This is a genomic window from Marihabitans asiaticum (assembly GCF_007828725.1).
Classification (GTDB): Bacteria; Actinomycetota; Actinomycetes; order Actinomycetales; family Dermatophilaceae; genus Marihabitans; species Marihabitans asiaticum.
In genome coordinates, this window is sequence record NZ_VIUW01000003.1 from 596,603 (window position 1) to 621,211 (window position 24,609).

At 71.4% G+C, this 24,609-nt stretch carries 27 protein-coding genes and 1 pseudogene; 19 read left to right on the forward strand and 9 right to left on the reverse strand.

Going from position 1 to position 24,609, the window contains the following annotated elements; genetic code table 11:
• Nucleotides 1–6: 6 nt before the first annotated feature.
• Entirely contained in the window at nucleotides 7–747 is a 741-nt protein-coding gene (locus tag FB557_RS10895; protein WP_144857612.1) for an ABC transporter permease, read from the reverse strand.
• Nucleotides 744–1,451 carry an ABC transporter ATP-binding protein gene (locus FB557_RS10900; RefSeq protein ID WP_144857613.1) on the reverse strand — a complete coding sequence of 236 codons (708 nt, stop codon included), beginning with the start codon at nucleotides 1,449–1,451 and terminating at the stop codon, nucleotides 744–746. The genes FB557_RS10895 and FB557_RS10900 overlap by 4 nt, the downstream gene beginning before the upstream one ends.
• A gap of 79 nt (nucleotides 1,452–1,530) precedes the next feature.
• Between FB557_RS10900 and FB557_RS10905 the strand changes: the two genes are divergently transcribed.
• The 9 genes from FB557_RS10905 to FB557_RS10945 all read left to right on the forward strand — a co-directional run bounded on the left by FB557_RS10905 (nucleotide 1,531) and on the right by FB557_RS10945 (nucleotide 8,732).
• Nucleotides 1,531–2,268: a helix-turn-helix transcriptional regulator gene (locus FB557_RS10905; RefSeq protein ID WP_246074711.1), complete on the forward strand. Its 738-nt coding sequence runs from the start codon at nucleotides 1,531–1,533 to the stop codon at nucleotides 2,266–2,268.
• Entirely contained in the window at nucleotides 2,265–3,686 is a 1,422-nt protein-coding gene (gene sufB / locus FB557_RS10910) for a Fe-S cluster assembly protein SufB (protein WP_144857614.1), read from the forward strand. The genes FB557_RS10905 and sufB overlap by 4 nt, the downstream gene beginning before the upstream one ends.
• Nucleotides 3,686–4,879, forward strand: coding sequence for a Fe-S cluster assembly protein SufD (gene sufD, locus FB557_RS10915; RefSeq protein WP_144857615.1), 1,194 nt, complete (start codon nucleotides 3,686–3,688; stop codon nucleotides 4,877–4,879). Before sufB ends, sufD begins: the two co-directional genes overlap by 1 nt.
• Nucleotides 4,876–5,220 carry a non-heme iron oxygenase ferredoxin subunit gene (locus FB557_RS10920; RefSeq protein WP_144857616.1) on the forward strand — a complete coding sequence of 115 codons (345 nt, stop codon included), beginning with the start codon at nucleotides 4,876–4,878 and terminating at the stop codon, nucleotides 5,218–5,220. Before sufD ends, FB557_RS10920 begins: the two co-directional genes overlap by 4 nt.
• Before the next feature lie 64 nt (nucleotides 5,221–5,284).
• Nucleotides 5,285–6,043 carry a Fe-S cluster assembly ATPase SufC gene (sufC, locus tag FB557_RS10925; RefSeq protein WP_144857617.1) on the forward strand — a complete coding sequence of 253 codons (759 nt, stop codon included), beginning with the start codon at nucleotides 5,285–5,287 and terminating at the stop codon, nucleotides 6,041–6,043.
• Between the two features lie 2 nt (nucleotides 6,044–6,045).
• Nucleotides 6,046–7,374: a SufS family cysteine desulfurase gene (locus tag FB557_RS10930; protein WP_144857618.1), complete on the forward strand. Its 1,329-nt coding sequence runs from the start codon at nucleotides 6,046–6,048 to the stop codon at nucleotides 7,372–7,374.
• A gap of 4 nt (nucleotides 7,375–7,378) precedes the next feature.
• Nucleotides 7,379–7,852 (forward strand): Fe-S cluster assembly sulfur transfer protein SufU, encoded by a 474-nt coding sequence (gene sufU / locus FB557_RS10935; RefSeq protein ID WP_144857619.1) that lies wholly within the window; start codon nucleotides 7,379–7,381, stop codon nucleotides 7,850–7,852.
• Between the two features lies 1 nt (nucleotide 7,853).
• Nucleotides 7,854–8,180, forward strand: coding sequence for a metal-sulfur cluster assembly factor (locus FB557_RS10940; RefSeq protein WP_144857620.1), 327 nt, complete (start codon nucleotides 7,854–7,856; stop codon nucleotides 8,178–8,180).
• The gene (locus FB557_RS10945) at nucleotides 8,181–8,732 is read left to right on the forward strand and encodes an acVLRF1 family peptidyl-tRNA hydrolase (protein ID WP_144857621.1); all 552 of its coding nucleotides are present in this window, start codon (nucleotides 8,181–8,183) and stop codon (nucleotides 8,730–8,732) included.
• A gap of 6 nt (nucleotides 8,733–8,738) precedes the next feature.
• Here FB557_RS10945 and ypfJ read toward each other — a convergent pair whose 3' ends face one another.
• On the reverse strand, nucleotides 8,739–9,659 hold the full coding sequence (ypfJ, locus tag FB557_RS10950) for a KPN_02809 family neutral zinc metallopeptidase (RefSeq protein ID WP_144857622.1): 921 nt from the start codon (nucleotides 9,657–9,659) through the stop codon (nucleotides 8,739–8,741).
• Nucleotides 9,660–9,847: 188 nt separating this feature from the next.
• On the opposite strand from ypfJ, the gene FB557_RS10955 reads away from it, so the two are divergent.
• The 7 genes from FB557_RS10955 (at nucleotide 9,848) to FB557_RS10980 (ending at nucleotide 18,093) form a co-directional block, all read left to right on the forward strand.
• Nucleotides 9,848–11,446: an ABC-F family ATP-binding cassette domain-containing protein gene (locus FB557_RS10955; RefSeq protein ID WP_144857623.1), complete on the forward strand. Its 1,599-nt coding sequence runs from the start codon at nucleotides 9,848–9,850 to the stop codon at nucleotides 11,444–11,446.
• 58 nt (nucleotides 11,447–11,504) lie between these two features.
• The gene (locus FB557_RS10960; protein WP_144857624.1) at nucleotides 11,505–13,190 is read left to right on the forward strand and encodes a nitrite/sulfite reductase; all 1,686 of its coding nucleotides are present in this window, start codon (nucleotides 11,505–11,507) and stop codon (nucleotides 13,188–13,190) included.
• On the forward strand, nucleotides 13,187–13,336 hold the full coding sequence (locus FB557_RS14215; RefSeq protein ID WP_170236269.1) for a hypothetical protein: 150 nt from the start codon (nucleotides 13,187–13,189) through the stop codon (nucleotides 13,334–13,336). Before FB557_RS10960 ends, FB557_RS14215 begins: the two co-directional genes overlap by 4 nt.
• Nucleotides 13,333–14,076 carry a phosphoadenylyl-sulfate reductase gene (locus tag FB557_RS10965; protein ID WP_144857625.1) on the forward strand — a complete coding sequence of 248 codons (744 nt, stop codon included), beginning with the start codon at nucleotides 13,333–13,335 and terminating at the stop codon, nucleotides 14,074–14,076. The genes FB557_RS14215 and FB557_RS10965 overlap by 4 nt, the downstream gene beginning before the upstream one ends.
• A 16-nt stretch (nucleotides 14,077–14,092) precedes the next feature.
• The gene (gene cobA / locus FB557_RS10970; protein ID WP_144857626.1) at nucleotides 14,093–15,367 is read left to right on the forward strand and encodes a uroporphyrinogen-III C-methyltransferase; all 1,275 of its coding nucleotides are present in this window, start codon (nucleotides 14,093–14,095) and stop codon (nucleotides 15,365–15,367) included.
• Nucleotides 15,364–16,047, forward strand: a complete 684-nt coding sequence (locus tag FB557_RS10975) for a sirohydrochlorin chelatase (protein WP_170236270.1) — start codon at nucleotides 15,364–15,366, stop codon at nucleotides 16,045–16,047. The genes cobA and FB557_RS10975 overlap by 4 nt, the downstream gene beginning before the upstream one ends.
• 144 nt (nucleotides 16,048–16,191) lie before the next feature.
• Nucleotides 16,192–18,093: an ABC transporter ATP-binding protein gene (locus tag FB557_RS10980; RefSeq protein WP_144857692.1), complete on the forward strand. Its 1,902-nt coding sequence runs from the start codon at nucleotides 16,192–16,194 to the stop codon at nucleotides 18,091–18,093.
• Here the strand turns inward: FB557_RS10980 and FB557_RS10985 are convergent.
• Genes FB557_RS10985 through FB557_RS10995 form a run of 3 tightly spaced genes read right to left on the reverse strand, consistent with a single transcriptional unit; the run spans nucleotide 18,090 to nucleotide 19,380 of the window.
• Nucleotides 18,090–18,896: an SURF1 family cytochrome oxidase biogenesis protein gene (locus FB557_RS10985; protein WP_246074713.1), complete on the reverse strand. Its 807-nt coding sequence runs from the start codon at nucleotides 18,894–18,896 to the stop codon at nucleotides 18,090–18,092. The genes FB557_RS10980 and FB557_RS10985 overlap by 4 nt on opposite strands.
• Nucleotides 18,887–19,114 (reverse strand): hypothetical protein, encoded by a 228-nt coding sequence (locus tag FB557_RS10990; protein WP_144857628.1) that lies wholly within the window; start codon nucleotides 19,112–19,114, stop codon nucleotides 18,887–18,889. The genes FB557_RS10985 and FB557_RS10990 overlap by 10 nt, the downstream gene beginning before the upstream one ends.
• The gene (locus tag FB557_RS10995; protein ID WP_144857629.1) at nucleotides 19,111–19,380 is read right to left on the reverse strand and encodes a DUF3099 domain-containing protein; all 270 of its coding nucleotides are present in this window, start codon (nucleotides 19,378–19,380) and stop codon (nucleotides 19,111–19,113) included. The genes FB557_RS10990 and FB557_RS10995 overlap by 4 nt, the downstream gene beginning before the upstream one ends.
• 141 nt (nucleotides 19,381–19,521) lie before the next feature.
• Between FB557_RS10995 and fabG the strand changes: the two genes are divergently transcribed.
• A complete protein-coding gene (fabG, locus tag FB557_RS11000; protein ID WP_144857630.1) occupies nucleotides 19,522–20,235 on the forward strand; it encodes a beta-ketoacyl-ACP reductase in 714 nt (237 codons plus the stop codon).
• A 58-nt stretch (nucleotides 20,236–20,293) separates the two neighbouring features.
• Nucleotides 20,294–21,049 (forward strand): enoyl-ACP reductase FabI, encoded by a 756-nt coding sequence (gene fabI, locus FB557_RS11005; protein ID WP_144857631.1) that lies wholly within the window; start codon nucleotides 20,294–20,296, stop codon nucleotides 21,047–21,049.
• Nucleotides 21,050–21,053: 4 nt separating this feature from the next.
• Here the strand turns inward: fabI and serB are convergent, their stop codons facing one another.
• Nucleotides 21,054–21,683: a phosphoserine phosphatase SerB gene (serB, locus tag FB557_RS11010; RefSeq protein ID WP_144857632.1), complete on the reverse strand. Its 630-nt coding sequence runs from the start codon at nucleotides 21,681–21,683 to the stop codon at nucleotides 21,054–21,056.
• 29 nt (nucleotides 21,684–21,712) lie between these two features.
• On the reverse strand, nucleotides 21,713–22,969 hold the full coding sequence (gene glgC, locus FB557_RS11015) for a glucose-1-phosphate adenylyltransferase (RefSeq protein WP_144857694.1): 1,257 nt from the start codon (nucleotides 22,967–22,969) through the stop codon (nucleotides 21,713–21,715).
• A 60-nt stretch (nucleotides 22,970–23,029) separates the two neighbouring features.
• On the opposite strand from glgC, the gene glgA reads away from it, so the two are divergent.
• Nucleotides 23,030–24,217, forward strand: a complete 1,188-nt coding sequence (glgA, locus tag FB557_RS11020) for a glycogen synthase (RefSeq protein WP_144857633.1) — start codon at nucleotides 23,030–23,032, stop codon at nucleotides 24,215–24,217.
• Between the two features lie 104 nt (nucleotides 24,218–24,321).
• On the opposite strand, the pseudogene FB557_RS14220 reads toward glgA, so the two are convergent.
• Nucleotides 24,322–24,609: pseudogene (locus FB557_RS14220) on the reverse strand (hypothetical protein); the annotation flags it as partial.

The window sequence follows — 24,609 nt, forward strand, 5'->3', positions numbered from 1 at the left end:
GGAGTCTCAGTCGTCCCAGCGGAAGAGCCGCAGCGCCAGGCCGCTCAGGCCCGCGGCCCAGCCGAGCAGGACGAGCCACTCGATCCAGGGGATGTCTCCGCCGAGGAGGCTGGCCCGCAGGCCGTCCCCGAGAGCCCCGGACGGGAGCCAGCGGGTGACCGCGGCGAGCGCGGGGCTGATCAGGTCGGCGGCGAGCAGCAGTCCGCCGGCGCCGGCGAGGAGCACCCACACGAGGTTGGCCAGCGCGAGAACGGCCTCGGCCCGCAGCGTGCCCGCGAGCACGAGTGCGAGGGCGACGAAGCACCACGTCCCGAGGATCACCGAGACCAGCGCGGGCGCGATGCCCCCTGGTGCGGGGCGCCACCCCATGAGCGCGGCGATGATCGCGACGGCCACGAGCTGGAGCAGCAGCACGAGGAGCACCGCCACCGCCTTGCCGGCGAGAAGTCCGGCTCGCCCCAGCGGAGTCGTCCCCAGGAGCCGAAGCACGCCGTAGCGCCGGTCGAAGCCGGTCTGGATCGCCTGCCCGGTGAATGCGGTGCTCACGACGACGAGCGCGAGGACGCCGGGAGCGATCGTGTCGATCCGGGGCTCGGGCAGCTCGGGGTACGGGGCCAGGGCGAGCCCGACGAGGGCGAGCAGCGGCAGGACCACCGAGACGAGCAGCTGCTCGCCGTTGCGCAGCAGCACGCCTGCCTCGTGACGGGTCTGCGCGCCGACGCGCTGCAGGGGAGGGGCAGCGCTCATGCCGCCGCTGCGTCGGTCAGCTCGAAGTAGCGCTGCTCGAGGCTGCTCCCGGCGCTGACCTGCGCCGGACTGCCCTCGGCGACCACCGTGCCGCGATGCATGATCACGAGCCGGTCGGCGAGCCGCTCGGCCTCGGTGAAGGAGTGGGTCGTGACGACGAGGGCGGCGCCGTCGTCGGCGGTCCGCCGCAGCAGCGCGTGCACCTCACGCTGGGCGTGCGGGTCCAGACCGGCCGACGGCTCGTCGAGGAAGGCGACGTCGGGTCGGGCGAGCAGCGCGGCCGCAAGAGCCACCCGCTGGCGCTGCCCGCCGCTGAGCCGTCGGACCGGGGTCCGGGCGAAGGGGGAGAGCTCCAGCTGCTCGGACAGCTCGGCAAGGAGGGTGGTGCCGGAGTACAGGCGGTCGAGATGGGCGAGGAGCCGCTGGGGCGTGACCGACTGGGGAAGTCCGCCATCCTGGAGCATCACCCCGACCCGGGCCCGGTGCGCCGCGCCCGCGTGCCAGGGGTCGGCGTCGAGCACCCGCACGCTGCCACCGTCGGGTCGTTGCAGGCCCTCGAGGCACTCGATCGTCGTCGTCTTGCCGGCGCCGTTGGGGCCGAGGACGCAGGTGATCTCGGCGCGCTGCGCACTGAAGGTCGCGCCGTCCACGACCGGGCGGCCCCCGAGCACACGGGTCAGGTCACGCACCTCCACTGCAGCCACGAGCGGAGAGTCTAGGTCGGGCGGGGCGGTAAGGCTCCCCTGGGTTCACACCCCGACAGCAATTACGTAACATGGTCGTGTGCTTATTGGATCGGAGCCCGAGCTGGGCCGCGCGACGCGTGCCGCCGTCGGTCCCGCCGGCGAGCCCGACCACGACGCGCGCACCCGGGACCGGGTCCTGGCCGCCGTGAGCGAGCGCGGTCCGATCACGGCAGCGCAGATCGCCGATGACCTCGGCCTCACCCCGCCCGGTGTGCGACGTCACCTCGACCAGCTGCTCGCCGACGGCGCCGTCGAGTCCCGCGAGCGCACCACCGGCAAGCGTGGGCGAGGCCGCCCAGCCCGCGAGTGGGTCGTGACCGAGGTCGGGCACGACGCCCTGCCGACCCACTACGACTCGATGGCGGTCGAGGCGGTCCGCTTCCTGCGCCAGACCGCCGGCGACGACGCGATCCAGTCCTTCGCCCAGGCGCGGGCGACCCGCCTCGAGGAGCGGTACGCGGCCGAGGTCGACACGGCCGGCACCGACCCTGCCGAGCGCGTCGAGGCCCTCGTCACCGCCCTTCGTCGTGACGGCTACGCGGCCACGGTCCGACCCGTCGGCGACCGCGGACTCCCCGGCGTCCAGCTGTGCCAGGGCCACTGCCCGGTGCAGCACGTCGCCCACGAGGTGCCCGAGCTGTGCGAGGCCGAGGCCGAGGCCTTCTCCCGGCTCGTCGGAGCCCACGTCCAGCGCCTCGCCACCCTCGCCCAGGGCGATCACGTCTGCACGACCTTCATCCCCACCAGCACCCCAACAGAGAGGGCCACGCGATGAGCACCAACATCGAAGAGCTCAACCCCGGCCTGAAGGACCTCGGCCGCTACGAGTACGGCTGGCACGACACCGACAGCGCCGGCGCCTCGGCCCAGCGCGGGCTGAGCCAGGCCGTCGTCGACGACATCGCCGAGCGCAAGTCCGAGCCGGAGTGGATGCGTGCCCTGCGGCGCAAGGCGCTGGGCCTGTTCGAGAAGAAGCCCATGCCGACCTGGGGCAGCGACCTGACCGGCATCGACTTCCACAACATCAAGTACTTCGTGAAGTCCACCGAGCAGCAGGCCACGAGCTGGGAGGACCTGCCCGAGGACATCAAGAACACCTACGACAAGCTCGGCATCCCCGAGGCGGAGAAGCAGCGCCTCGTCGCCGGCGTCGCCGCCCAGTACGAGTCCGAGGTGGTCTACCACCAGATCCGCGAGGACCTGGAGGAGAAGGGCGTCATCTTCGTCGACACCGACTCCGGGCTACGGGAGCACGAGGACCTCTTCCGGGAGTACTTCGGCACCGTCATCCCGGCCGGGGACAACAAGTTCTCCGCGCTGAACACCGCGGTCTGGTCCGGCGGGTCCTTCATCTACGTCCCGCCGGGTGTCCACGTGGACATCCCGCTGCAGGCCTACTTCCGGATCAACACCGAGAACATGGGCCAGTTCGAGCGGACCCTGATCATCGCCGACGAGGGCAGCTACGTGCACTACGTCGAGGGGTGCACCGCGCCGATCTACAAGACCGACAGCCTGCACAGCGCCGTCGTCGAGATCGTCGTGAAGAAGAACGCCCGGGTGCGCTACACGACGATCCAGAACTGGTCGAACAACGTCTACAACCTCGTGACCAAGCGGGCCACCTGCGCCGAGGGCGCCACCATGGAGTGGGTCGACGGCAACATCGGCTCGAAGGTGACGATGAAGTACCCGGCCGTCTTCCTCATGGGTGAGCACGCGAAGGGGGAGACCCTCTCCATCGCCTTCGCCGGCGAGGGCCAGCACCAGGACGCCGGGTCCAAGATGGTGCACGCCGCCCCGAACACCTCGAGCAACATCGTGAGCAAGTCGGTCGCCCGGGGCGGTGGCCGGACGAGCTACCGCGGCCTGGTCCAGGTCCTCGAGGGCGCGACGAAGTCCAAGGCCAACGTGGTCTGCGACGCGCTCCTCGTCGACACGATCAGCCGCTCCGACACCTACCCCTATGTCGACGTGCGTGAGGACGACGTCGAGATGGGGCACGAGGCGACGGTCAGCAAAGTCTCCGACGACCAGCTCTTCTACCTCCAGTCCCGCGGCATGAGCGAGGAGGAGGCGATGGCGATGATCGTGCGCGGCTTCGTCGAGCCGATCGCCAAGGAGCTGCCGATGGAGTACGCCCTCGAGCTGAACCGCCTCATCGAGCTGCAGATGGAAGGAGCCGTCGGCTGATGAGTCTGCTGACGCAGAACCCGGGCCAGCAGGCCCACACCCACAGCGCGGACACGATGGTCCCGGACCAGTCCCGCGGCGAGCGCCCCCGATCCTTCGAGGTCGCCGACTTCCCGATGCCGACCGGTCGCGAGGAGGAGTGGCGCTTCACCCCCGTGGGTGACCTCGGCGCGCTGCTCGCCGACGAGGCCACCGGCGCCTGCCTGGACTGGGAGGAGTCGCTGCCCGAAGGGGTGACCCTGGGCAGCATGAGCGTCGAGGAGTGGCGCGGCCTCGGTCTGCCGCGTCCGGCAGACCGGCCGGCGGCGATCGCCGCCGCCCGCAGCGGCGGGGTCGCCGTGCTCGACATCCCGGCCGAGGCCGAGCTGACCGAGCCGGTCCGCATCCGGCTCACCGGCGACTCCGAGCAGGTCGTCCACGGGCACCTCCTCGTGCGGGTCGGGCGATTTGCCCGCGCGACGGTGATCCTCGAGCACGCGGGGACCTCGCGGTACGCCGAGCAGCTGACGGTGACCACCGAGGACGGCGCCGACCTCACCCTCGTCACCACCCAGGAGTGGGCCGACGACGCCCAGCACCTCGCCCAGCACGACGTCGTCGTCGGCCGGGACGCCCGGGTGCGCCACGTCGCGGTGACCCTCGGCGGGGAGGTGGTCCGGGTGTGCACCAACGCGACCTACGCGGGCACCGGTGGCACCTTCGAGGGCTTCGGCGTGTACTTCTCCGACGCCGGGCAGCACCTCGAGCACCGGCTCTTCGTCGACCACGAGGCGCCGCACTGCCGCAGCAACGTCGAGTACAAGGGCGCGCTGAACGGCGACACCGCCCGGGCGGTCTGGATCGGAGACGTGCTCATCCGGGCCGAGGCCGAAGGCACCGACACCTACGAGCTGAACCGCAACCTGCTGCTCAGCGACGGTGCCCGGGCCGACTCGGTGCCGAACCTCGAGATCGAGACCGGCGAGATCGCTGGCGCCGGCCACGCCTCGACCACCGGTCGCTTCGACGACCAGCACCTCTTCTACCTCCAGTCCCGGGGCATCCCCGAGGACGAGGCGCGCCGCCTCGTCGTGCGCGGCTTCTTCGCCGCGATCGTCTCGCGGATCGGCATCCCCGAGGTGACCGAGCGGCTCATGACCGCCATCGAGGACGAGCTGGCCGCCGTCTCGACGCAGGCGGGGGAGCGGGCATGACCGCCGCGACCGCGACCTACGGCGAGCCGGTCCACGTCTGCGGCGTCGCCGACCTCCCCGAGGTGGGCGCCGCCCAGGCCGAGATCGAGGGTCGCCTCGTGGCGATCGTGCGCACCGAGGACGGCGCAGTGCACGCCATCGACGACACCTGCACCCACGCCAACGTCTCCCTCTCCGAGGGTGAGGTCGAGGGCTGCCAGGTCGAGTGCTGGCTGCACGGCTCCACCTTCGACGTCCGGACCGGGGAGCCCTCCGGCCTGCCAGCCACGGTTCCCGTCGCGGTCCACCAGGTCACGGTCGACGACGACGGTCAGGTCTTCGTCGCCCTGGCCGCCGGCTGAGCCACCCACCGACAACCCCCAAGACACCACCCCTTCGTCAACCGGAAGAAGGCAAGCACCACCGATGTCGACACTCCAGATCACCGACCTGCACGTCAGCGTCGAGACCGAGGAGGGCGCCAAGGAGATCCTCAAGGGCGTCACCCTCACCATCAACAGCGGCGAGACCCACGCGATCATGGGCCCGAACGGCTCGGGCAAGTCCACCCTCGCCTACTCGATCGCGGGCCACCCGCGCTACACGGTCACCTCCGGCACGATCACCCTCGACGGTGAGGACGTGCTCGCGATGTCGGTCGACGAGCGGGCGCGCGCCGGGCTCTTCCTCGCGATGCAGTACCCGGTCGAGGTGCCGGGCGTGACGGTGAGCAACTTCCTGCGCACCGCCAAGACCGCCGTCTCCGGAGAGGCCCCGAAGCTGCGGCACTGGGTCAAGGACATGCGCGGGGCGATGGACAACCTGCGGATGGACTCCTCCTTCGCCGAGCGCAACGTCAACGAGGGCTTCTCCGGTGGTGAGAAGAAGCGCCACGAGATCCTCCAGATGGAGCTGCTCGAGCCGAAGTTCGCCGTCCTCGACGAGACCGACTCCGGCCTCGACGTCGACGCCCTGCGTGTGGTGTCCGAGGGCGTGAACCGCGCCAAGGAGGCCACCGGGTCCGGGGTCCTGCTCATCACCCACTACACGCGGATCCTGCGCTACATCACCCCGGACCACGTCCACGTCTTCGTCGACGGGCGGATCGCCGAGCAGGGTGGACCCGAGCTCGCCGACGACCTCGAGGCGAACGGCTACGACCGGTTCGTAACCGCCGGGGCCTGACGATGAGCCCCTTCACCGACGAGCAGCTGGACGCGATCCGCGCCCAGTTCCCGATCCTTGCTCGCCGGGTCCGGGACGACAAGCCCCTCGTCTACCTCGACTCCGGGGCGACATCGCACAAGCCGCTGGCCGTCCTGGACGCCGAGCGTGACTTCCTCACGACCGCGAACTCCGCTCCTCACCGGGGGGCGCACGCGCTCTCGGAGGAGGCGACGGAGGCCTACGAGGAGGCCCGGGAGACGATCGCGGCCTTCATCGGGGCCGAGCCGAACGACGTCGTGTTCACCAAGAACGCGACCGAGGCGCTCAACCTCGTCGCCTACGCCTTCTCCAACGCGGCGACGTCCGACCTGCCGGGCCACGAGCGCTTCGCGCTCGGTGAGGGCGACGAGGTGCTCGTCACCGAGATGGAGCATCACGCCAACCTCGTGCCGTGGCAGGAGCTGTGCCGGCGAACCGGCGCCACGCTGCGCTGGATCGGGGTGACCGACGAGGGTCGGCTCGACCTCACCGGGCTCGACGAGCTGATCACCGAGCGGACCAAGATCGTCGCGCTCACCCACGTGAGCAACGTCCTCGGCACGACCAACCCGGTGCGCCAGGTTGCGGACGCCGCGCACGCGGTCGGCGCGCTCGTCGTCCTCGACGCCTGCCAGTCCGTGCCCCACCGGCGGGTCGACGTCACCGAGCTTGGCGTGGACTTCCTCGCCTTCTCCGGGCACAAGGTCTACGGCCCGTCCGGCATCGGCATCCTCTGGGGCCGCCACGAGCTGCTCGAGGCGATGCCGCCCTTCCTCACCGGCGGATCGATGATCGAGCTCGTCCGGATGGAGGGCTCGACCTACGCGCCGCCACCCACCCGCTTCGAGGCGGGCGTGCCGATGACCAGCCAGGCGATCGGCCTCGCCGCGGCGCTGCGCTGGGTCGACGACCTCGGGATCGAGTCGGTGCGCGCCCACGAGGACGCCCTCACCGCCCGTCTGCTCGACGGGCTCGCGCGCCGTCCCTGGGTCCGGGTGGTCGGTCCGACCGACACCACCGACCGCGGCGGTGCGGTGTCCTTCGTCGTCGACGGCGTGCACGCGCACGACGTCGGGCAGGTGCTCGACGACTCCGGCATCGCGGTCCGCGTCGGACACCACTGCGCGTGGCCGCTGCACCGCCGGATGGAGGCCGCGGCCACCGCTCGGGCGTCGTTCGGCGTCTACAACACTGCGGCAGAGGTCGACGCGCTGCTCGCGGCGCTGGACCGGGTGCCAGACATCTTCGGCATAGAGACGGCCGGGTCGAGCGTTGACCCTGACCAGGTGCCGACGACGAAGGGAGCCTGACCCGGTGGACCTGTACCAAGAGCTCATCCTCGAGCACAGCAAGCGACCCTTCCACACCGGTCTGCGGGAGGGTCACCAGGCCGAGGTGCACCACGTGAACCCCACCTGCGGTGACGAGGTCACCCTCCGGGTCCACCTCGACGGCGACGGCCCGCACGCCCGGCTGGCCGACATCTCCTACGAGGCGACAGGCTGCTCGATCTCGACGGCCTCGACCTCGATGATGGCCCAGGAGATCACCGGCGAGGAGGTCGCCGAGGCGATGCAGGTGCACGCCGGGATGAAGGCGATGCTCACGAGCAAGGGTGAGGACCCCGGCGACGAGGAGATCATCGGTGACGGCGTCGCCCTCGCCGGCGTCGCGAAGTACCCCGCCCGCGTCAAGTGCGCCCTGCTCGGGTGGATGGCCCTGACCGACGCCCTGGCCCAGGCCGGCGTCGACCCGACCGCGCTCACCGCGACCCAAGGAGAGAGCTGACATGACCCAGACCCCCACCCCCGTCAACGTCGCCGACGTCGAGGAGGCGCTGCGCGACGTGGTCGACCCCGAGCTCGGCATCAACGTCGTCGACCTCGGTCTCGTCTACGGCGTGAGCGTCGACCCGCAGAACAACGCGATCATCGACATGACCCTCACCTCGGCCGCCTGTCCGCTCACCGACGTCATCGAGGACCAGGTCGCGCAGACCCTCGAGGGCCTCGTCGTCGGGCACCGGATCAACTGGGTCTGGATGCCGCCGTGGGGCCCGGACAAGATCACCGACGACGGCCGCGAGCAGCTGCGCGCCCTCGGCTTCAACATCTGAGTGACGCGCGTCGTCGAGGTGGCGCCCGAGCGCTACCCGGCGTGGCGTGAGCGCTTCGAGGAGCGCAATGCCGGCCTGACCGAGCCGCAGCGGGTCGTCGGGGTCGAGACCTTCGAGCACGACCTGCTCGGGCTCCTCCTCGTGCGCCGTGGCGGCTACGCGATCGGCCTGGCGAAGGGGGGAACCCTCGTCGAGCACAAGGTGGGGAGCGCCTACGTCCAGTCGCGGACGAAGAAGGGCGGGTGGAGCCAGCAGCGCTACGCGCGGCGCCGCGGCAAGCAGGCCGACGAGCTTGTCACCCGCGTCAGAGACCACGCCGCGCGGCTGCTCACCCACCCGGACCCACAGGCCCGAGCACGCAGGCTCGACGGGATGTGTCTCGGCGGAGATCGCCAGCTCCTCGCCGAGGTCCTCGAGGACCCGCGACTGACCCCCCTTCGCTCCCTGCCGACGCGTGAGCTCTACGACCTGCCCGACCCGCGCCTGACGGTGCTGCGCACAGCCCTGGAGCGGGCACGGGCGGTGCGGGTGACGATCGAGGACCCTGGCTGAGGGAGGTCAGACGTTCTCGGGGTTGTCCACCTCGAAGGTGTCGCACTGGTTGATGTTCTCGGCCTGCATCCCCTTGATGAACCAGCCCTGGCGCGCCTGAGCCGACCCGTGGGTCCAGCCGTCGGGGTTGACCCCACCGCCCGAACGCTTCTGGATCGTGTCGTCCCCGACAGACTTCGCCGCGCCGAGCGCGTTGCGGATCTGCTCCTCGGTGGGCTGCTCCAGGAGCGTGTTGCCGTTCTTGTCCTTGGTCGTCGCCGCGTCCTGGACCCACATACCGGCGAAGCAGTCAGCCATGAGCTCGACACGCACCGCGCCCGAGTTCGCCCCCTTCGGGTCCTTCTGGCTCTCCTCCAGCACGCCGTAGAGGTTCTGGATGTGGTGCCCGTACTCGTGGGCCAGGACGTAGAGCTCGGCGAGCGGGCCGTCCTCGGCCCCCAGCTGACGCTCCATGATGTCGAAGAAGTCGGTGTCGATGTAGATGCCCTGGTCGAGCGGGCAGTAGAAGGGGCCGACCTGGTTGCTCGCGGTGCCGCACTGCGACTGGGTCTGCCCGGAGTAGATGTTCACCGTCGGGTTCGGGAACTCCCGGTCGCCGAGCCCCTGCTTCAGGTCGGGCTGGTTGCTCCAGTAGTCGTAGAGGCTGTTCTCGCCGCCGACCATGAGGCACGTGCGGCTCTCGTTGGCGTCCGCCCCGGATCTGCACTCCTCGTACCCGCTGCCCTGACCCTGCTGCTGGCCCTGCTCGGCCGGCGCCTGGGACTGACCGCCGTCGCCACCGGGCAGGTTGCCGGTGAAGAGGAAGTAGACGACCGCGACGATCAGGCCGACGATGCCGCCGCCCCCGGCGATCACCGGACCACGGCCTCCACCGCCACCCCCACCCATGCGAGAGGTGTCGAGGGATGCGTTGTCGTTGAAACTCATCCGTGCCGCGTCCTTGTCTCGTCCGTGCGCGGGCCACCCAGGGGCGGGGGCCGGTGGCGCTTAGACTAGCCCGTGGCCCGTCGACGGGGCGCTGCCGCGCGACCCAGGCCGCCTCCCTTCGCCTGGAGAGGGCGCGGGACTCCGGCAGGCCACACCGACCCCCCACCATCGACCCCTGCAGGAGCACGATGATCACCGCCACCTCCGTCGAGCTGCGCGCGGGCTCGCGCATCCTCCTGGAGGAGGCGAGCTTCCGGGTAGCGCCCGGCGACCGGGTCGGACTCGTGGGGCGCAACGGCGCCGGTAAGACGACGCTCACCAAGGTGATCGCCGGCCAGACCCAGGCGGCCGGGGGCACGATCTTAAGCAGCGGCGATGTCGGGTACCTGCCCCAGGACCCGCGCACCGGTGACCTGTCGATCAGCGCCCGGGCGCGGATTCTCTCCGCCCGCGGCCTGGACACGATCGTCGCCGACCGCGCCGCCGCCGAGGAGGGGATGGCCAGCGAGGACCCCGAGACGATGGAGCGGGCGATGCGGCGCTACTCGCGGCTGGACGCCCAGTTCGAGTCCGCCGGCGGGTACGCCGCGGAGGCCGAGGCGGCCTCCATCGCCCAGGCTCTGGGCATCGAGAGCCACCGCATGGACCAGCCGCTCTCGACGCTGTCCGGCGGTCAGCGCCGACGGGTCGAGCTGGCGCGGATCCTCTTCAGCGGAGCCGAGACCCTGCTGCTGGACGAGCCGACCAACCACCTCGACGCCGACTCCATCGCCTGGCTGCGCGACCATCTGCGCGGTTACGCCGGCGGCCTGATCATCATCAGCCACGACGTCGATCTCATCGAGGTGGTGGTCAACCGGGTCTTCCACCTCGACGCGAACCGCTGCGAGCTCGACATCTACAACATGGGGTGGAAGCAGTACCTCCAGGCCCGGGAGACCGATGAGCGGCGCCGCAAGCGCGAGCTCGCCAACGCCCAGAAGAAGGCCGGTGCCCTGCTCGAGCAGGCCGAGAAGATGAGGGCCAAGGCGACCAAGGCCGCCGCGGCCCAGCAGATGATCCGCCGTGCCGAGCGGATGCTCGCCGGGGTCGAGGGGGAGCGGACCCAGGACAAGGTCGCCAAGCTGCGCTTCCCCGACCCGTCCGCGTGCGGCAGGACCCCCCTTCGCGCCTCGGGTCTGTCCCGCTCCTACGGGAGCCAGGAGATCTTCACCGATGTCGACCTCGCGATCGACCGGGGGAGCAAGGTGGTCGTGCTCGGTCTGAACGGCGCGGGCAAGACCACGCTGCTGCGGATGCTCGCCGGGGTCGACCAGCCCGACACCGGGCAGGTCGAGCCGGGCCACGGCCTCAAGCTCGGCTACTACGCCCAGGAGCACGAGAACCTCGACGTCGACCGGTCCGTCCTGGACAACATGAAGTCCGCGGCGCCGGACCTCGGGGAGACAGACGTGCGCAAGGTGCTCGGCTCCTTCCTCTTCAGCGGCGATGACGTGGAGAAGCCGGCCGGTGTGCTCTCCGGCGGAGAGAAGACCCGGCTGTCGCTCGCGCTGCTCGTCGTCAGCTCGGCCAACGTCCTGCTGCTCGACGAGCCGACGAACAACCTCGACCCCGCGAGCCGTGAGGAGATCCTCGGGGCACTCTCGACCTACAAGGGCGCGGTCGTGCTCGTCACCCACGACGAAGGGGCGGTCGAGGCACTGCAGCCCGAGCGGATCCTTCTGCTCCCCGACGGGGTCGAGGACCTCTGGGGGCCGGACTACCAGGACCTCGTGTCGCTCGCATGACCTAGAACACATAATTCAGCGTTATGCATTGCATAAGGAGACTCGCTACGCTCGCGGGGTGAACGCAACGACCCCTGCACAGGCTGCCCCACGAGCTGCACGGCCCACCCGCACCACGTCCACCGGCGCGTGGGCCGACGGCGACCGCTCCCCGCTCAACCACAACGAAGAGTTCAAGCAGGCCGACGACGGACTCAACGTGCGAGCGCGGATCCTGGAGACATACAGCCGCGAAGGCTTCGCCTCGATCGCGCCGGACGACCTCACCGGGCGGATGCGCTGGTGGGGGCTCTACACCCAGCGCAAGCAGGGCCTCGACGGAACCCACACCGGCGGGGACGGGCTCGACGACGAGTACTTCATGATGCGCATCCGCTGCGACGGCGGCGCGTTGAGCACCGAGCAGCTTCGGGTCGTCGCCGGCATCAGCACCGACTTCGCCCGCGGGACCGCGGACATCACCGACCGGCAGAACATCCAGCTGCACTGGGTGCGCGTCGAGGACGTCCCGCAGATCTGGGAGCGGCTTGAGAGCGTCGGTCTCGGATCGACCCAGGCCTGCGGAGACGTGCCGCGCGTCGTCCTCGGCTCGCCGGTCGCCGGGATCGCGGCCGACGAGATTATCGACGGCACGCCGGCGGTAGAGGCGATCGTCGGGCAGTACCTGGGCAGCCCAGAGTTCTCCAACCTGCCGCGCAAGTTCAAGACCGCGGTGTCCGGCAGCCCGAGCCTCGACGTCGCTCACGAGATCAACGACGTCTCCTTCGTCGGTGTGGAGCACCCCGAGCTCGGTCCGGGCTTCGACCTCTGGGTCGGCGGCGGGCTCTCGACCAACCCGATGCTCGCTCAGCGGCTCGGCACCTTCGTCACCCTTGAGGAGGTGCCCGAGGTGTGGGCCGGGGTGTGCGGGATCTTCCGTGACCACGGCTATCGACGGCTCCGCAACCGGGCCCGGCTGAAGTTCCTCGTCGCGGACTGGGGCACCGAGCGCTTCCGCGAGGTGCTCGAGCAGGACTACCTCGGGCGTGCGCTGCCCGACGGGCCGGCCCCCCACACCCCTGGTGAGCTGCGTCGCGACCACGTCGGCGTGCACCGCCACCGGGACGGCCGCGTCTGGGTCGGTGTCGCCGCCATCGGCGGGCGGGTGAACGGCGAGATCCTCGCGACGGTCGCCGACGCCGCCGAGGCGGCCGGCTCTCGGCGCATCCGCCTGACCCCGCACCAGAAGCTGCTCGTCCTGGACGTCGAGCCGGACCGAGCCGAAGGTCTGATCGCGACCCTCGACGGCCTGGGGCTACCTGCCCGCCCCAGCGAGTGGCGACGGGGGGTCATGGCGTGCACGGGCATCGAGTACTGCAAGCTCGCGCTGACCGAGACCAAGGGCCGCGCCCGCTGGACCGTCGAGCAGCTCGAGGCGCGCCTGCCGGAGATGGACGTCCCGATATCGATCCACCTCAACGGCTGCCCCAACAGCTGCGCGCGCACCCAGACGGCCGACATCGGCCTCAAGGGCATGGTGGCGAAGGGGGAGGAGGACCGGGTCGTCGAGACCTACCAGGTCCACCTCGGCGGCGCCCTCGGCGCCGAGCCGGCGCTCGCACGCAAGACCCGCGCGCTCAAGGTCCGAGCTGACGAGCTGCCCGATTACATCGAGCGCGTCTCACGGACCTACCTCGCGCAGCGGGGGAGCGGCGAGTCCTTCGCCGCGTGGGCCCGCCGAGCCGACGAGGAGGACATCCGATGAGCACGCCAGCGATCTACCACTGCCCGTTCTGCGCCGAGACCGACCTGCGGCCGGTCGAGGAACCCCGCGGAGCCTGGTCGTGCGGGTCCTGCGTACGCATCTTCACCGTCACCTTGCACCGCTCCGACCTCGAGGAGGCCCGATGACAACGGCGAGCACAGACCACGAGCAGGTCCAGGCCGAGCTCGAGGACGCGGCGGCCGAGCTCGCCTCAGCTGAGAGGGCTCACGGCGACCGGTACGAGGGCCGGGTCGAGGTGGCCCGTTCGGCGTTGCGATGGGCCCACGATCGGTACGGCGACGACCTGACCATCGCGTCCTCGATGGGCGACGTCGCGCTGGTCCACCTCGCTGGGACCACGCTGAGCGGGGCAGACGTGTTCTTCCTCGACACGGGGTACCACTTCGCCGAGACCCTCGCGACCCGCGATGCCTACGCGGCGATGCTGCCGTTGCGCATCCGCACGATCTACCCGCTCCTCGGCGTCGCCGAGCAGGACGCGCGCCACGGTCCTCGCCTGCACGACCGCGAGCCCGACCGGTGCTGCGCGATCCGTAAGGTCGAGCCGCTGGGCCGTGCCCTCGACGGCTACGAGGCCTGGGCGAGCGGGGTCCGGCGCCAGGACGCACCGCCACGTGCCGGCACGAAGATCCTCGAGTGGGATCACACGAGGAGCATGGTCAAGCTCAACCCGATCGCGGGCTGGACCGATGATGACGTCGACCGATACCTCGCTGAGCACGACGTGCCCCAGAACCCGCTCCAGCACAGCGGGTACACCTCGATCGGGTGCGCTCCGTGCACCCGCCCGACGCTCGAGGGCGAGGACCCGCGCGCCGGCCGGTGGTCGGGCAGCGCGAAGACCGAGTGCGGGATCCACACGTGAGGCAGGAGGCGCTCTGATGGGCGGTGACTCCTACCCGCTCAGCCTCGATCTCACCGATCGTCGCGTCCTCGTCGTGGGTGGTGGACCGGTCGCGGTGCGCAAGGCGCGTTCCTGCCTCGCCGCGGGTGCGCGGGTGAGCATCGTCGCTCCTCAGCTGGACGAGCCGGGCCTGGCGCAGCACCCCAGGGTGGTCTGGCACCGCGCCCGCTTCGATCGCCACCACCTCGCCCCCAGCACGGACCGCGCCGACCGGTTCTGGCTGGTCCACACCGCGACCGGCGTCACCGAGGTTGATACGGCCGTGGCTGATGCTGCCGAGGACGCCGGTGTGTGGTGCGTGCGGGCCGACGACGCCAGCCGATCCGCGGCATGGAACCCGGCCGTCGTCCGGGGCGCCGGCCCCGCCGAGGGGATCACCGTCGCAGTGACCGGCGGGGCCGACCCGCGGCGGGCGACGCGCCTGCGCGACGCCATCGGCTCTCGCCTGGACGGCACGGAGCTGCCGGTGGCCCGAACCCGCACGCAGCGGTCCGGGAGGCCTGCGGTCGGGCACGTCGCACTGGTCGGCGGGGGCCCTGGGCCCACTGACCTCATCACGGTCCGCGGGCGGCGTCTGCTGGAGGCCGCGGACGTCGTCATCGCCGACCGGCTCGGACCGACCAACCTGCTCGAGGGTCTTCCCGCCTCCGTGGAGATCCTCGATGTCGGCAAGCAGCGCGGCCACCACGCGGTCTCGCAGGAACGGATCAACGCGCTGCTCGTCGACCGGGCACGGCGTGGTCTGCGGGTGGTCCGGCTCAAGGGCGGAGACCCCTTCGTCCTCGGCCGCGGTGGCGAGGAGGCACTGCACTGCGCGGCCCACGGGGTCCCGGTGGAGGTCGTGCCGGGAGTCACCAGCGCGATCTCGGTCCCTGCCGCCGCAGGAATCCCGGTGACCCACCGGGGGATCAGTACCTCCTTCGTCGTCGCGAGCGGGCACGACGGGGCCGGCCCGACCCTCGACGCGGCGCGGGAGGCACCCCGCGATGCCACCCTCGTGCTGCTCATGGCGGTCTCGGCGCTCGGACGGACGGCAGCGAGGCTGGTCGCGACGGGTCGCGACCCCGACACCCCTGTCGCCATCGTCGAGCGTGGATGGAGCGCCAGTCAGCGGGTCACTCGAACTACCCTGGGACGCGCTGGTGAAGACGCCGGCAGAGCCGGGGTACAGGCCCCGGCCGTCGTGATCGTCGGTCAGGTCGTGACCGTGCCGGAGAGGATGCAGCAGGGGTGTACCGAAGCCGTCGGGTGAGGACCACCGTGGTGCTGCTCGCCCACGGGTCCCCCGATCCCAGGCACCGGCAGGCGGTGCAGGCGCAGGCCGAGCGGACTGCGACAGTCACTGGGCTGCCGGTGCGTTGTGCCTATCTCGAGACCGACACCCCGTCACCGGAGCAGCTCGGCGCTGAGCTGACCGGGACCGTGCTCGTGGTGCCGATGCTCATCACCCCGGCGTACCACGCCCGGGTCGACCTACCCCGCGCCGCAGACCTGCTCGGGCGCGGAGGGGGTCGGGTGGTGATGGCCGAGTCCCTCGCGCCCGACCCGATGCTCGTCGCGGGTTGCGTCGAGGTGCTCGATCGGTGCGGCGTCGACCCGTCCGGACGCGTCGTCCTCGTCGCCGGTGGCAGCTCCGACGGCGTCGCGGCGCGCGGGCTCGCGGCGCTCGTCGCGCGGCACGGGCCGCCCACCTGGCGCACCACCACCCTGGCCGACCTCGACCCGGTGCTGCTCGAACGCGACCCGGCCGTGGGGACCTACCTGCCCGAGCCGCCCGCGGCCGTGCTGCCCTTCGTCCTTGCCGAAGGGGTGTTGCACGACCGGGTGGGCCGACTCGCCCGCTCGCGCCACATCCCGGTGGCAGCCGGTGGACTGCTCGGGACGGCCGCGCTGGACCGGCTTATCGGCCGCCGGGTGGGACTGAGCAACTGAGCGAGCGCATCATCGACGGTGGATCCGCGGCGAGGACGGGTATACCGACAGGCCCGCGGGAATCCGTGCCCGCCATCGGTGGTTGAGTCATCGAGAGCAACTCAAGGAGGGCGGCCGGTGAGCCAGACCAACGGCTGGGCGCTGATGCGCTCGATGACCCAGGACCGCTCGGTCAACAGCGCATCGCTGCCGGCCGGCACGTCCCGGCGGGTCCTCGGCTACGCCCGGGGCATGCGCGGTCTGATCGCCGCCTTCCTCGCGCTCGTCACGGTCTCCGGGGTCACCGTCGTCGCGACCCCGCTCATCCTGCAGCGCCTCATCGACGACGGAGTCACCCCGGGACGAAGGGACGTCGTGGTCACCCTGGCACTCCTCGTCGCGGGCCTGGCGGCGGTGGAGGCGGTCGTCACGCTCGTCCAGCGCTGGGTCTCGGCCAGGATCGGCGAGGGGCTGATCTACCGGTTGAGAACGCAGGTCTTCGGCCACGTCCTCGCCCAGCCGATCGCCTTCTTCACCCGGGCTCAGACCGGAGCGCTCGTCTCCCGGCTCAACAGCGACGTCACCGGCGCCCAGCAGGCCTTCACGACGGTGCTCTCCAGCGTGGTGAGCAACGCGATCTCGCTCGTGCTCATCGTCGCCGCCATGGCCAGCCTCTCCTGGCAGCTCACCCTCGCCTCGCTCGCGCTCGTCCCGCTCTTCCTCATCCCCGCCCGGGTCATGGGTCGGCGCCTGGCCGAGCTGTCCTACGACCAGATGAACCTCAACGCCGACCTCGGCAGCCAGATGACCGAGCGCTTCAACGTCGGCGGCGCGCTGCTCGTCAAGCTCTTCGGCAAGCGGGGGAGGGAGCAGCGCGAGTACGACCAGCGGGCCGCACTGGTGCGCGACATCGGGGTGCGGATCGCGGTCAACCGCAGCGTCTTCCTCGTCATCCTCACCCTCGTCGCCTCGCTCGCGACGGCGATGGTCTACGGATTCGGCGGGGTGATGGCCGTTGACGGCGGCCTGACCGTCGGGTCCCTCCTCGCGCTGGCCGCCCTGCTCGCCCGGCTCTACGGGCCACTGACAGCGATCAGCAACGCGCGGGTCGACATCCTCACCGCGCTGGTCTCCTTCGCCCGCCTCTTCGAGGTGCTCGACCTGCGGCCCACGATCACCGAGCGTCCCGATGCGCGGCCGTTGCCGAGCGGGCGCGCGCTCGACGTACGGCTCGACCACGTCGGCTTCGCCTACCCCGGGGCGGACGAGGTCTCGCTCGCCTCGCTGGAGTCCCGCACGACCGGCGATCGTCAGGGCGGTGACGAGGTCCTGCACGACATCGACGTCACGGTGCCCGCTGGCTCGGTGACGGCGCTCGTGGGGCCGAGCGGCGCGGGCAAGACGACCCTCACCGCCCTCGTCGCCCGGCTCTACGACCCGACCACCGGCTCGATCAGGGTCGGCGGGATGGACCTGCGCGACGCCACCCTCGAGTCGGTCAGCGAGACCATCGGCGTCGTGAGCCAGGAGGCCCACCTCTTCCACGACACGATCCGGGAGAACCTCCTCTTCGCCCGGCCCGAGGCGACCGAGGATGAGTTGTTGCGCGCCCTCGAGGACGCTCAGATCATCGACCTCGTCCGCTCTCTGCCGTCCGGGCTGGACACCGTCGTCGGTGACCGGGGACACCGGCTCTCCGGCGGGGAGAAGCAGCGCCTCGCCATCGCCCGCCTGCTGCTCAAGGCACCGTCCGTCGTCGTGCTGGACGAGGCGACGGCGCACCTCGACAGCAGCTCCGAGGCCGCGGTGCAACGTGCCCTGGACACCGCGCTGCAGGGCCGCACGGCCATCGTCATCGCCCACCGCCTGAGCACGGTGAGGGGCGCCGATCAGATCCTCGTCCTGGAGGACGGAGGGGTCGTGGATCGCGGCACGCACCGGGAGCTCCTCGAGCGTGGAGGCCTGTACGCCCACCTGTACCGCACCCAGTTCGACGACGATACCCGCTTCTCGCCCGAGGTGCTCGACGGCGCTGCGACCGTCGGGCAGGGCGCGATGCGGCCCTAGGCGTCCTCCTCGTCCCAGATCCGGACCTTGGCGGGCCGAGCCCGCGGCTCGCCGCGGGCCTCCCGCTCCTCCCGACGCGCGGCGAACCAGACGACGGCGAAGCCCGCCGGGATGACGAGCCACCACTGGATGGCGTAGGCAAGGTGCGGTCCGGTGCCGGTGCTCGGCCGGTCCAGCGCGAGCGGTGACCCGGCGCCCTCGCGCACCCCCGCCCCGGTGTCCCGGACGATGTACCCGCCGAGAACCGGCTCGTCCCACGCCTCGGAGACCTCCGGGAGGTTGATGCTGGCCACCTGCCCCGGCGGCATGTCGCGCTCGAAGGACGGCTCACCGAGCCGGACCCACCCGAGCACATTCACCTCGCCCTCAGGTGCCGGCGGGATGTCCGGGGCGACGGTGGCACCCCCTTCGGCGAAGGGGATCCAGCCCCGGTCCACGACGAGCGAGCGCCCGTCGGCGAGGACGAGGCGTGAGAGCACCTCGTAGCCGTAGTCCCCGTCGCGGGGCCGGTTGCGCACGACGAGATCGTCGCCGGCGTACCGGCCGCTCGCCTCGACCCGGGTCCACTCCCGGTCCTGCGAGACCGGGGCGTCGTCCAGCACCTGCTCCACCGGCACCGGGGCCGCCTCGTAGTGACGCTCCACGCGGTCCGCGCGGGCCGCGCGATCCTCGTACTTGCCCCACTGCCACTGACCGAGGACGTAGGCGCCCACGGCGACGAGCAGGGCCACCAGCCACCACCGGAGCCAGCGCAGGGTGAGCGAGCGTCGCAGCACGGCGCGGTGCTCCGCGCTCACTCCCACGGCCGGCCGTCGTCGGGGATGTCGTCGAGCGCGCGGACCTGCACGGGGAAGGAACGAAGTGTGAGGAAGTCCCGCAGGGTCGTGGTGTGCTCGGTGCAGGCGAGCCACACCTTGCGGCGGGTGCGGTCGTGCAGCCGGGGGTTGCGCCACACGACGGCCGCGTCGGCGGCCCGCCGACACCCCTTCGCGCTGCAGACGAGCAGATCAGGACCGGTCATCGGGTCAGCTGGTCCCGTGGGACGGGCGCGACGGTGGTGTCGACCTGCGGCCGGACGGCGTTGGCGACGACCACCGCGATGTACGGCAGGACCACCGCGAGAACCACGCAGGTCCAGCGCAGCCAGCCCTCGGCGAAGTAGGCGAGGACGAAGCAGAGTGTCCGCAGCCCCATCATCGCCAGGTACTGGCGGGTGCGACGGTCGCGGTCCACCGAGGCAGGCTCTGGCACCGTCGTGATCGACGTGACCTGCTCGGGGTGAGGCATCACCCCAGGCTACGCCTGCGGCCTGAGAAGCCCCTGGCCACGGACCCCGCCTGGCTCTACCGGCCGGTAGTGATCTAGCGTGCGGACGTGACGCAGCGCACACCCGCGCATGCGGAGCCACCAGGGACGAGGAGCACACCCATGACGACGCCACGACGGACCCTCGTCACCGGCGGCAACCGCGGGATCGGGCGCGCCATCGCCGACCGCCTCGTCGCCGACGGGCACTCGGTGGTCGTCACCTCGCGCTCCGGCGACCCGGTCGACGGCCTCGAGGTCGTCGCCTGCGAGATCACCGACGCGGCATCGGTCGACGCCGCCTTCACCACGGCCGAGGAGATCCTCGGGGGGCCGGTCGAGGTGCTCGTCGCCAACGCCGGCGTGACCAACGACCAGCTGCTCATGCGGATGAGCGAGGACGACTTCACCTCGGTCCTCGACACCAACCTCACCGGCGCCTTCCGATGCGTGCGTCGGGCGAGCACCGGGATGGTCAAGAAGCGATTCGGACGGATCGTGCTCGTCTCCAGCGTCGTCGGGCTGTATGGCTCGCCAGGGCAGGTCAACTACGCCGCGAGCAAGTCCGGGCTGGTCGGGATGGCGCGGTCGATCACCCGCGAGCTTGGGGGGCGCGGCATCACCGCCAACGTCGTCGCGCCCGGCTTCGTCGAGACCGACATGACCGCGGAGCTGCCCGAGAAGACCCAGGACGAGTACCGCGGCGCCATCCCGGCCAAGCGCTTCGCCCAGCCCGAGGAGGTCGCCGGGGCCGTCGCCTTCCTCGCCTCCGACGACGCCGCCTACGTCAGCGGTGCCGTGCTGCCCGTCGACGGCGGCCTCGGGATGGGGCACTGAGGGCCTTCGAGGCTCCTCCGTCGTACCCCAGCCACCATCCTCTGCAGAAAGGCACCAGATGCTGACCGGCAAGACCTTCCTCATCACCGGGGTGCTCATGGAGTCCTCGATCGCCTTCCACGTCGCCCGGCTCGCCCAGGAGCAGGGCGCATCGGTGATCCTCACCAGCTTCGGCCGGACGATGCGGATCACCGAGAAGATCGCCGGGCGCCTGCCCGAGCGGCCCCCGGTGATCGAGCTCGACGTCACCGACGAGGCCCACCTCGACACCCTGGCCGACCGGCTCGGCGAGCACTGCGACCAGCTCGACGGGGTGCTGCACTCCATCGGCTTCGCTCCCGAGGGTGCCTTCACCTTCCTCGAGGCGAGCTGGGAGGACGTGAGCACCGCCGTGCACGTCTCGGCGTACTCGCTCAAGGCGCTCGCCGTCGCGGCGCTGCCTCGGATGCGCGAGGGCTCCTCGGTCGTCGGGCTCACCTTCGACGCCTCCTTCGCCTGGCCGGTCTACGACTGGATGGGGGTGGCCAAGGCGGCCTTCGAGTCCACCAGCCGGTACCTCGCCCGCGACCTCGGGCCGAAGGGGGTGCGCTGCAACCTCGTCGCCGCCGGCCCGATCAAGACCACCGCGGCCCGCTCGATCCCCGGCTTCGAGCAGTTCGAGGAGAAGTGGCAGGAGCGGGCGCCGCTGGGCTGGGACGTGACCGACCCTGTCCCCACTGCGCGCGCGTGCGTCGCCCTGCTCTCGGACTGGTTCCCCGCGACGACCGGCGAGATCGTCCACGTCGACGGCGGCTTCCACGCCGTCGGCACCTGACCCTCTACTGGGCCAGGCCGAGCGAGGGGAGGAGCAGGTCGAGCCGGCGCTCGTCGAGCACCACGTCGGCCACCGCCTGGAGCGCGGGCCTCGCGCAGAAGGCGACGCCGGTACCGGCGGCGGTCACCATGTCGATGTCGTTCGCGCCGTCACCGACCGCGACCGTCCGGCCCATCGGGATGTCGTAGCGCGCGGCGAGCTCGCGCAGGAAGTCGGCCTTGGCCGCCCGGTCCACGACCGGGCCGTCCACGCGGCCGGTGAGCACACCCCCTTCGACCTGCAGCCGGTTGGCCCGGACGTGCTCGATGCCGAGCTCGTCGGCCAGCGGTCGGACGACCTCCTCGAAGCCGCCGGAGACCAGGCCGACCGGCCATCCCCGGGAGCGGAAGGTGGTGACCAGCTCCCTCGCCCCGGGCATGTACGCGACGGCCTCGCGGACATCGTCGAAGGCCGAGACCGGCACCCCCGCGAGCGTGGACACCCGGGCGTGCAGGCTGGCGGCGAAGTCGAGCTCGCCGCGCATGGCGGCCTCGGTCACCTCCGCGACCTGGGCCTCGGTCCCCGCATGGGCGGCGATCAGCTCGATCACCTCGGCCTGGATCAGCGTGGAGTCGACGTCCATCACGAGCAGCATCGGGGACGACTGCTCGCGGGTCTGCGCGCTCAGCGCGGGACCTCCTGGCCCTTGCCGACGACGGTGATCCCGGACTCGGTCACGACGAAGCCGCGCGCCCGGTCGTGCTCGGCGTCGAAGCCGATCTGGGCGCCCTCGGGGACCACGACGTCCTTGTCGAGGATCACCCGGCGCAGCTGGGCGCTGCGCCCGACGTCGACGCCGTTGAGCAGCACCGAGTCGTCGATGCTGGAGTAGGAGTGCACGAAGCACCCGGGGGAGAGGATCGAGTTGTTCACCCGTGCGCCGGAGACGACGACGCCGGGGGAGACGCAGCTGTTCAGCGCCTCACCGATGCGGCCCTGCTCGCCGTGGACGAACTTCGCCGGCGGGTACGGCCCGTAGTGGGTGTAGATCGGCCAGTCGTAGTTGTAGAGGTTGAAGATCGGATGGATCGAGGTGAGGTCCATCTGCGCGTCGTAGTAGCTGTCGAGGGTGCCGACGTCGCGCCAGTAGCCGCGGTCGCGGTCCTTCGCCCCCGGCACCTCGTTGCTGCTGAAGTCGTACGCGAAGGCCTCACCGCGCGAGACGAAGTCCGGGACGATGTCGCCACCCATGTCGTGCGAGCTGTCCTCGTCGCGGTCGTCGCGGGTGACGGCGTCGATGAGCGCGTCGGTGGTGAAGACGTAGTTGCCCATCGACGCGAGCACCTCGTGCGGGGCATCCGGCAGCCCGACCGCGTCGGCGGGCTTCTCCCGGAAGGCGGAGATGCGCCGAGGGTCCTGCGGCTGGACCTCGACGACGCCGAACTGGGTGCTCAGCTCGATCGGCTGGCGGATCGCGGCGACGGTGCAGGCGGCGCCGGTGTCGAGGTGCTGCTCGACCATCTGGGAGAAGTCCATCCGGTACACGTGGTCGGCGCCGACGACGACGACGATGTCGGGGCGCTCGTCGGCGATCGCGTTGAGCGACTGGAAGATCGCGTTGGCGCTGCCGGTGTACCACGACTTGTCCACCCGCTGCTGGGCCGGGATCGCGGCGACGTAGTTGCCCAGCATGGTCGACATCCGCCAGGCGCGCGAGACGTGCCGGTCCAGGCTGTGCGACTTGTACTGGGTGAGGACGACGACCTTGCGGTACCCGGAGTTGATGACGTTGGACAGGGCGAAGTCGATGAGCCGGTAGATCCCCCCGAACGGGACGGCCGGCTTGGCCCGCTCGGCGGTGAGCGGCATGAGCCGCTTGCCCTCCCCGCCGGCGAGGACGATGGCGAGGACCTTCGGTGCTGCGGTGCGTCGCTGCGGCATGGCTGCCTTTCGGGTCGTCTTCACCCCCGAACCTAGCGCGTCGGCCCTACCGTGTGGGGTGTGCGTCTCGACATCCTGACCAAGGAGTACCCGCCGGCGATCTACGGAGGGGCGGGGGTGCACGTCGCGGAGCTGACGAGGGCGTTGCGTAGCCGCGGCGACCTCGACGTGCGGGTGCGCTGCTTCGGCGAGGAGAGGGGCGAAGGGGGGACCACGGGATACCCCGATCTCGTCGAGCTGGGAGGGGCCAACGCCGCGCTGCGGACGATGGGCGTGGACCTGGCGATGGCGCAGGACTGCGCCGGCGCCGACCTCGTGCACTCGCACACCTGGTACGCCAACCTCGGCGGGCACGTCGCCTCGCTGCTGCACGGCATCCCGCACGTCGTGAGCGCTCACAGCCTCGAGCCGCTGCGGCCGTGGAAGGCCGAGCAGCTCGGCGGAGGGTACGCCCTGTCCTCCTGGATCGAGGAGAGCGCCTACCGCTCTGCGGCCGCGATCATCGCGGTGAGCGCGGGCATGCGCGCCGACATCCTGCGCTCCTACCCCGGCATCGACCCCGACCGGGTCCACGTCGTGCACAACGGCATCGACGCCGAGCTGTGGCAGCCCGCCCGCGAGGACGAGGCGGTGCGCCGCCACGGCGTCGACCCCGGCCGGCCCAGCGTGGTCTTCGTCGGCCGGATCACCCGGCAGAAGGGCCTGCCCCTGCTCCTGCGAGCCGCGGCCGAGCTCCCGCCGGAGGTCCAGCTCGTGCTCTGCGCCGGGGCGCCGGACACCCCCGAGATCCAGGCCGAGGTCGAGGAGCTCATCGCGGGGCTGCGCCAGGAGCGCGACGGCGTGGTCTGGATCGCCGAGATGCTGCCGCGCGCTGAGGTCATCGCGCTGCTCAGCGCCGGCACGGTCTTCGTCTGCCCGTCGGTCTACGAGCCCCTCGGCATCGTCAACCTCGAGGCGATGGCGTGCGGCCTGCCGGTCGTGGGCACCGCGACCGGGGGGATCCCGGAGGTGGTCGCGGACGGCGAGACCGGCTGGCTCGTCCCCATCGACCAGGTGAGCGACGGCACGGGCGCGCCGACCGACCCCGAGAGGTTCGTCAGCGACCTCGCCGCCGCCCTGACCGAGGCCGTCTCAGACGAGGACCGCGCCAGGGCGATGGGTGCCGCCGGACGCGAGCGGGCGGTGCGCGAGTTCTCCTGGGAGAGCATCGCCGAGCGCACCCTCGAGGTGTACCGCTCGGTGCTCTGACCCCTTCGCCCCCTCCACAAAACCCAGCCGGCTGGGTTTCGTGGACCTGGCTGGCTTTCGAGACCCAGCCAGCTCATCAAGACCCAGCCGGCTGGGTTTCGTGCCTAGCGGGCCGGGACCCAGCCGGCGACCGCCGCGCAGGCGGCGTTCGTCGCGTCGACGAGGTGGGCATCCGCCCCCTTCGCCAGCGCGCGCAACGCCTGCTCCCGGTCTGCCGCGGTACGAGCGGTCACCGCCCCGGAGTGCTCCAACCCGATCCGAGCGGCTGCGGACGCCGTCCCCGCGAGCGTGATCACCCGGTAGGCGCGCTCCGGCAGCCGGTCCGGGAGCCCCCAGGCGCCGCCGAGCCGTTGCTCGGCGATCTCTCGTCCGAGCGAGTCGACGAAGGGGTG

Bases quoted from the DNA above. Each gene is read 5' to 3' on its own strand.
- sufB (WP_144857614.1), top strand. From the start codon at position 2,265: ATGAGCACCAACATCGAAGAGCTCAACCCCGGCCTGAAGGACCTCGGC.
- FB557_RS10965 (WP_144857625.1), top strand. From the start codon at position 13,333: ATGACAACGGCGAGCACAGACCACGAGCAGGTCCAGGCCGAGCTCGAG.
- ypfJ (WP_144857622.1), bottom strand. From the start codon at position 9,659: ATGAGTTTCAACGACAACGCATCCCTCGACACCTCTCGCATGGGTGGG.
- fabI (WP_144857631.1), top strand. From the start codon at position 20,294: ATGCTGACCGGCAAGACCTTCCTCATCACCGGGGTGCTCATGGAGTCC.
- FB557_RS10990 (WP_144857628.1), bottom strand. From the start codon at position 19,114: ATGACCGGTCCTGATCTGCTCGTCTGCAGCGCGAAGGGGTGTCGGCGG.
- FB557_RS10980 (WP_144857692.1), top strand. From the start codon at position 16,192: ATGCGCTCGATGACCCAGGACCGCTCGGTCAACAGCGCATCGCTGCCG.
- FB557_RS10955 (WP_144857623.1), top strand. From the start codon at position 9,848: ATGATCACCGCCACCTCCGTCGAGCTGCGCGCGGGCTCGCGCATCCTC.
- sufD (WP_144857615.1), top strand. From the start codon at position 3,686: ATGAGTCTGCTGACGCAGAACCCGGGCCAGCAGGCCCACACCCACAGC.
- glgC (WP_144857694.1), bottom strand. From the start codon at position 22,969: ATGCCGCAGCGACGCACCGCAGCACCGAAGGTCCTCGCCATCGTCCTC.
- cobA (WP_144857626.1), top strand. From the start codon at position 14,093: ATGGGCGGTGACTCCTACCCGCTCAGCCTCGATCTCACCGATCGTCGC.
- FB557_RS10930 (WP_144857618.1), top strand. From the start codon at position 6,046: ATGAGCCCCTTCACCGACGAGCAGCTGGACGCGATCCGCGCCCAGTTC.
- FB557_RS10920 (WP_144857616.1), top strand. From the start codon at position 4,876: ATGACCGCCGCGACCGCGACCTACGGCGAGCCGGTCCACGTCTGCGGC.
- sufC (WP_144857617.1), top strand. From the start codon at position 5,285: ATGTCGACACTCCAGATCACCGACCTGCACGTCAGCGTCGAGACCGAG.
- FB557_RS10895 (WP_144857612.1), bottom strand. From the start codon at position 747: ATGAGCGCTGCCCCTCCCCTGCAGCGCGTCGGCGCGCAGACCCGTCAC.
- serB (WP_144857632.1), bottom strand. From the start codon at position 21,683: ATGCTGCTCGTGATGGACGTCGACTCCACGCTGATCCAGGCCGAGGTG.
- FB557_RS10940 (WP_144857620.1), top strand. From the start codon at position 7,854: ATGACCCAGACCCCCACCCCCGTCAACGTCGCCGACGTCGAGGAGGCG.
- FB557_RS10995 (WP_144857629.1), bottom strand. From the start codon at position 19,380: ATGCCTCACCCCGAGCAGGTCACGTCGATCACGACGGTGCCAGAGCCT.
- FB557_RS14215 (WP_170236269.1), top strand. From the start codon at position 13,187: ATGAGCACGCCAGCGATCTACCACTGCCCGTTCTGCGCCGAGACCGAC.
- fabG (WP_144857630.1), top strand. From the start codon at position 19,522: ATGACGACGCCACGACGGACCCTCGTCACCGGCGGCAACCGCGGGATC.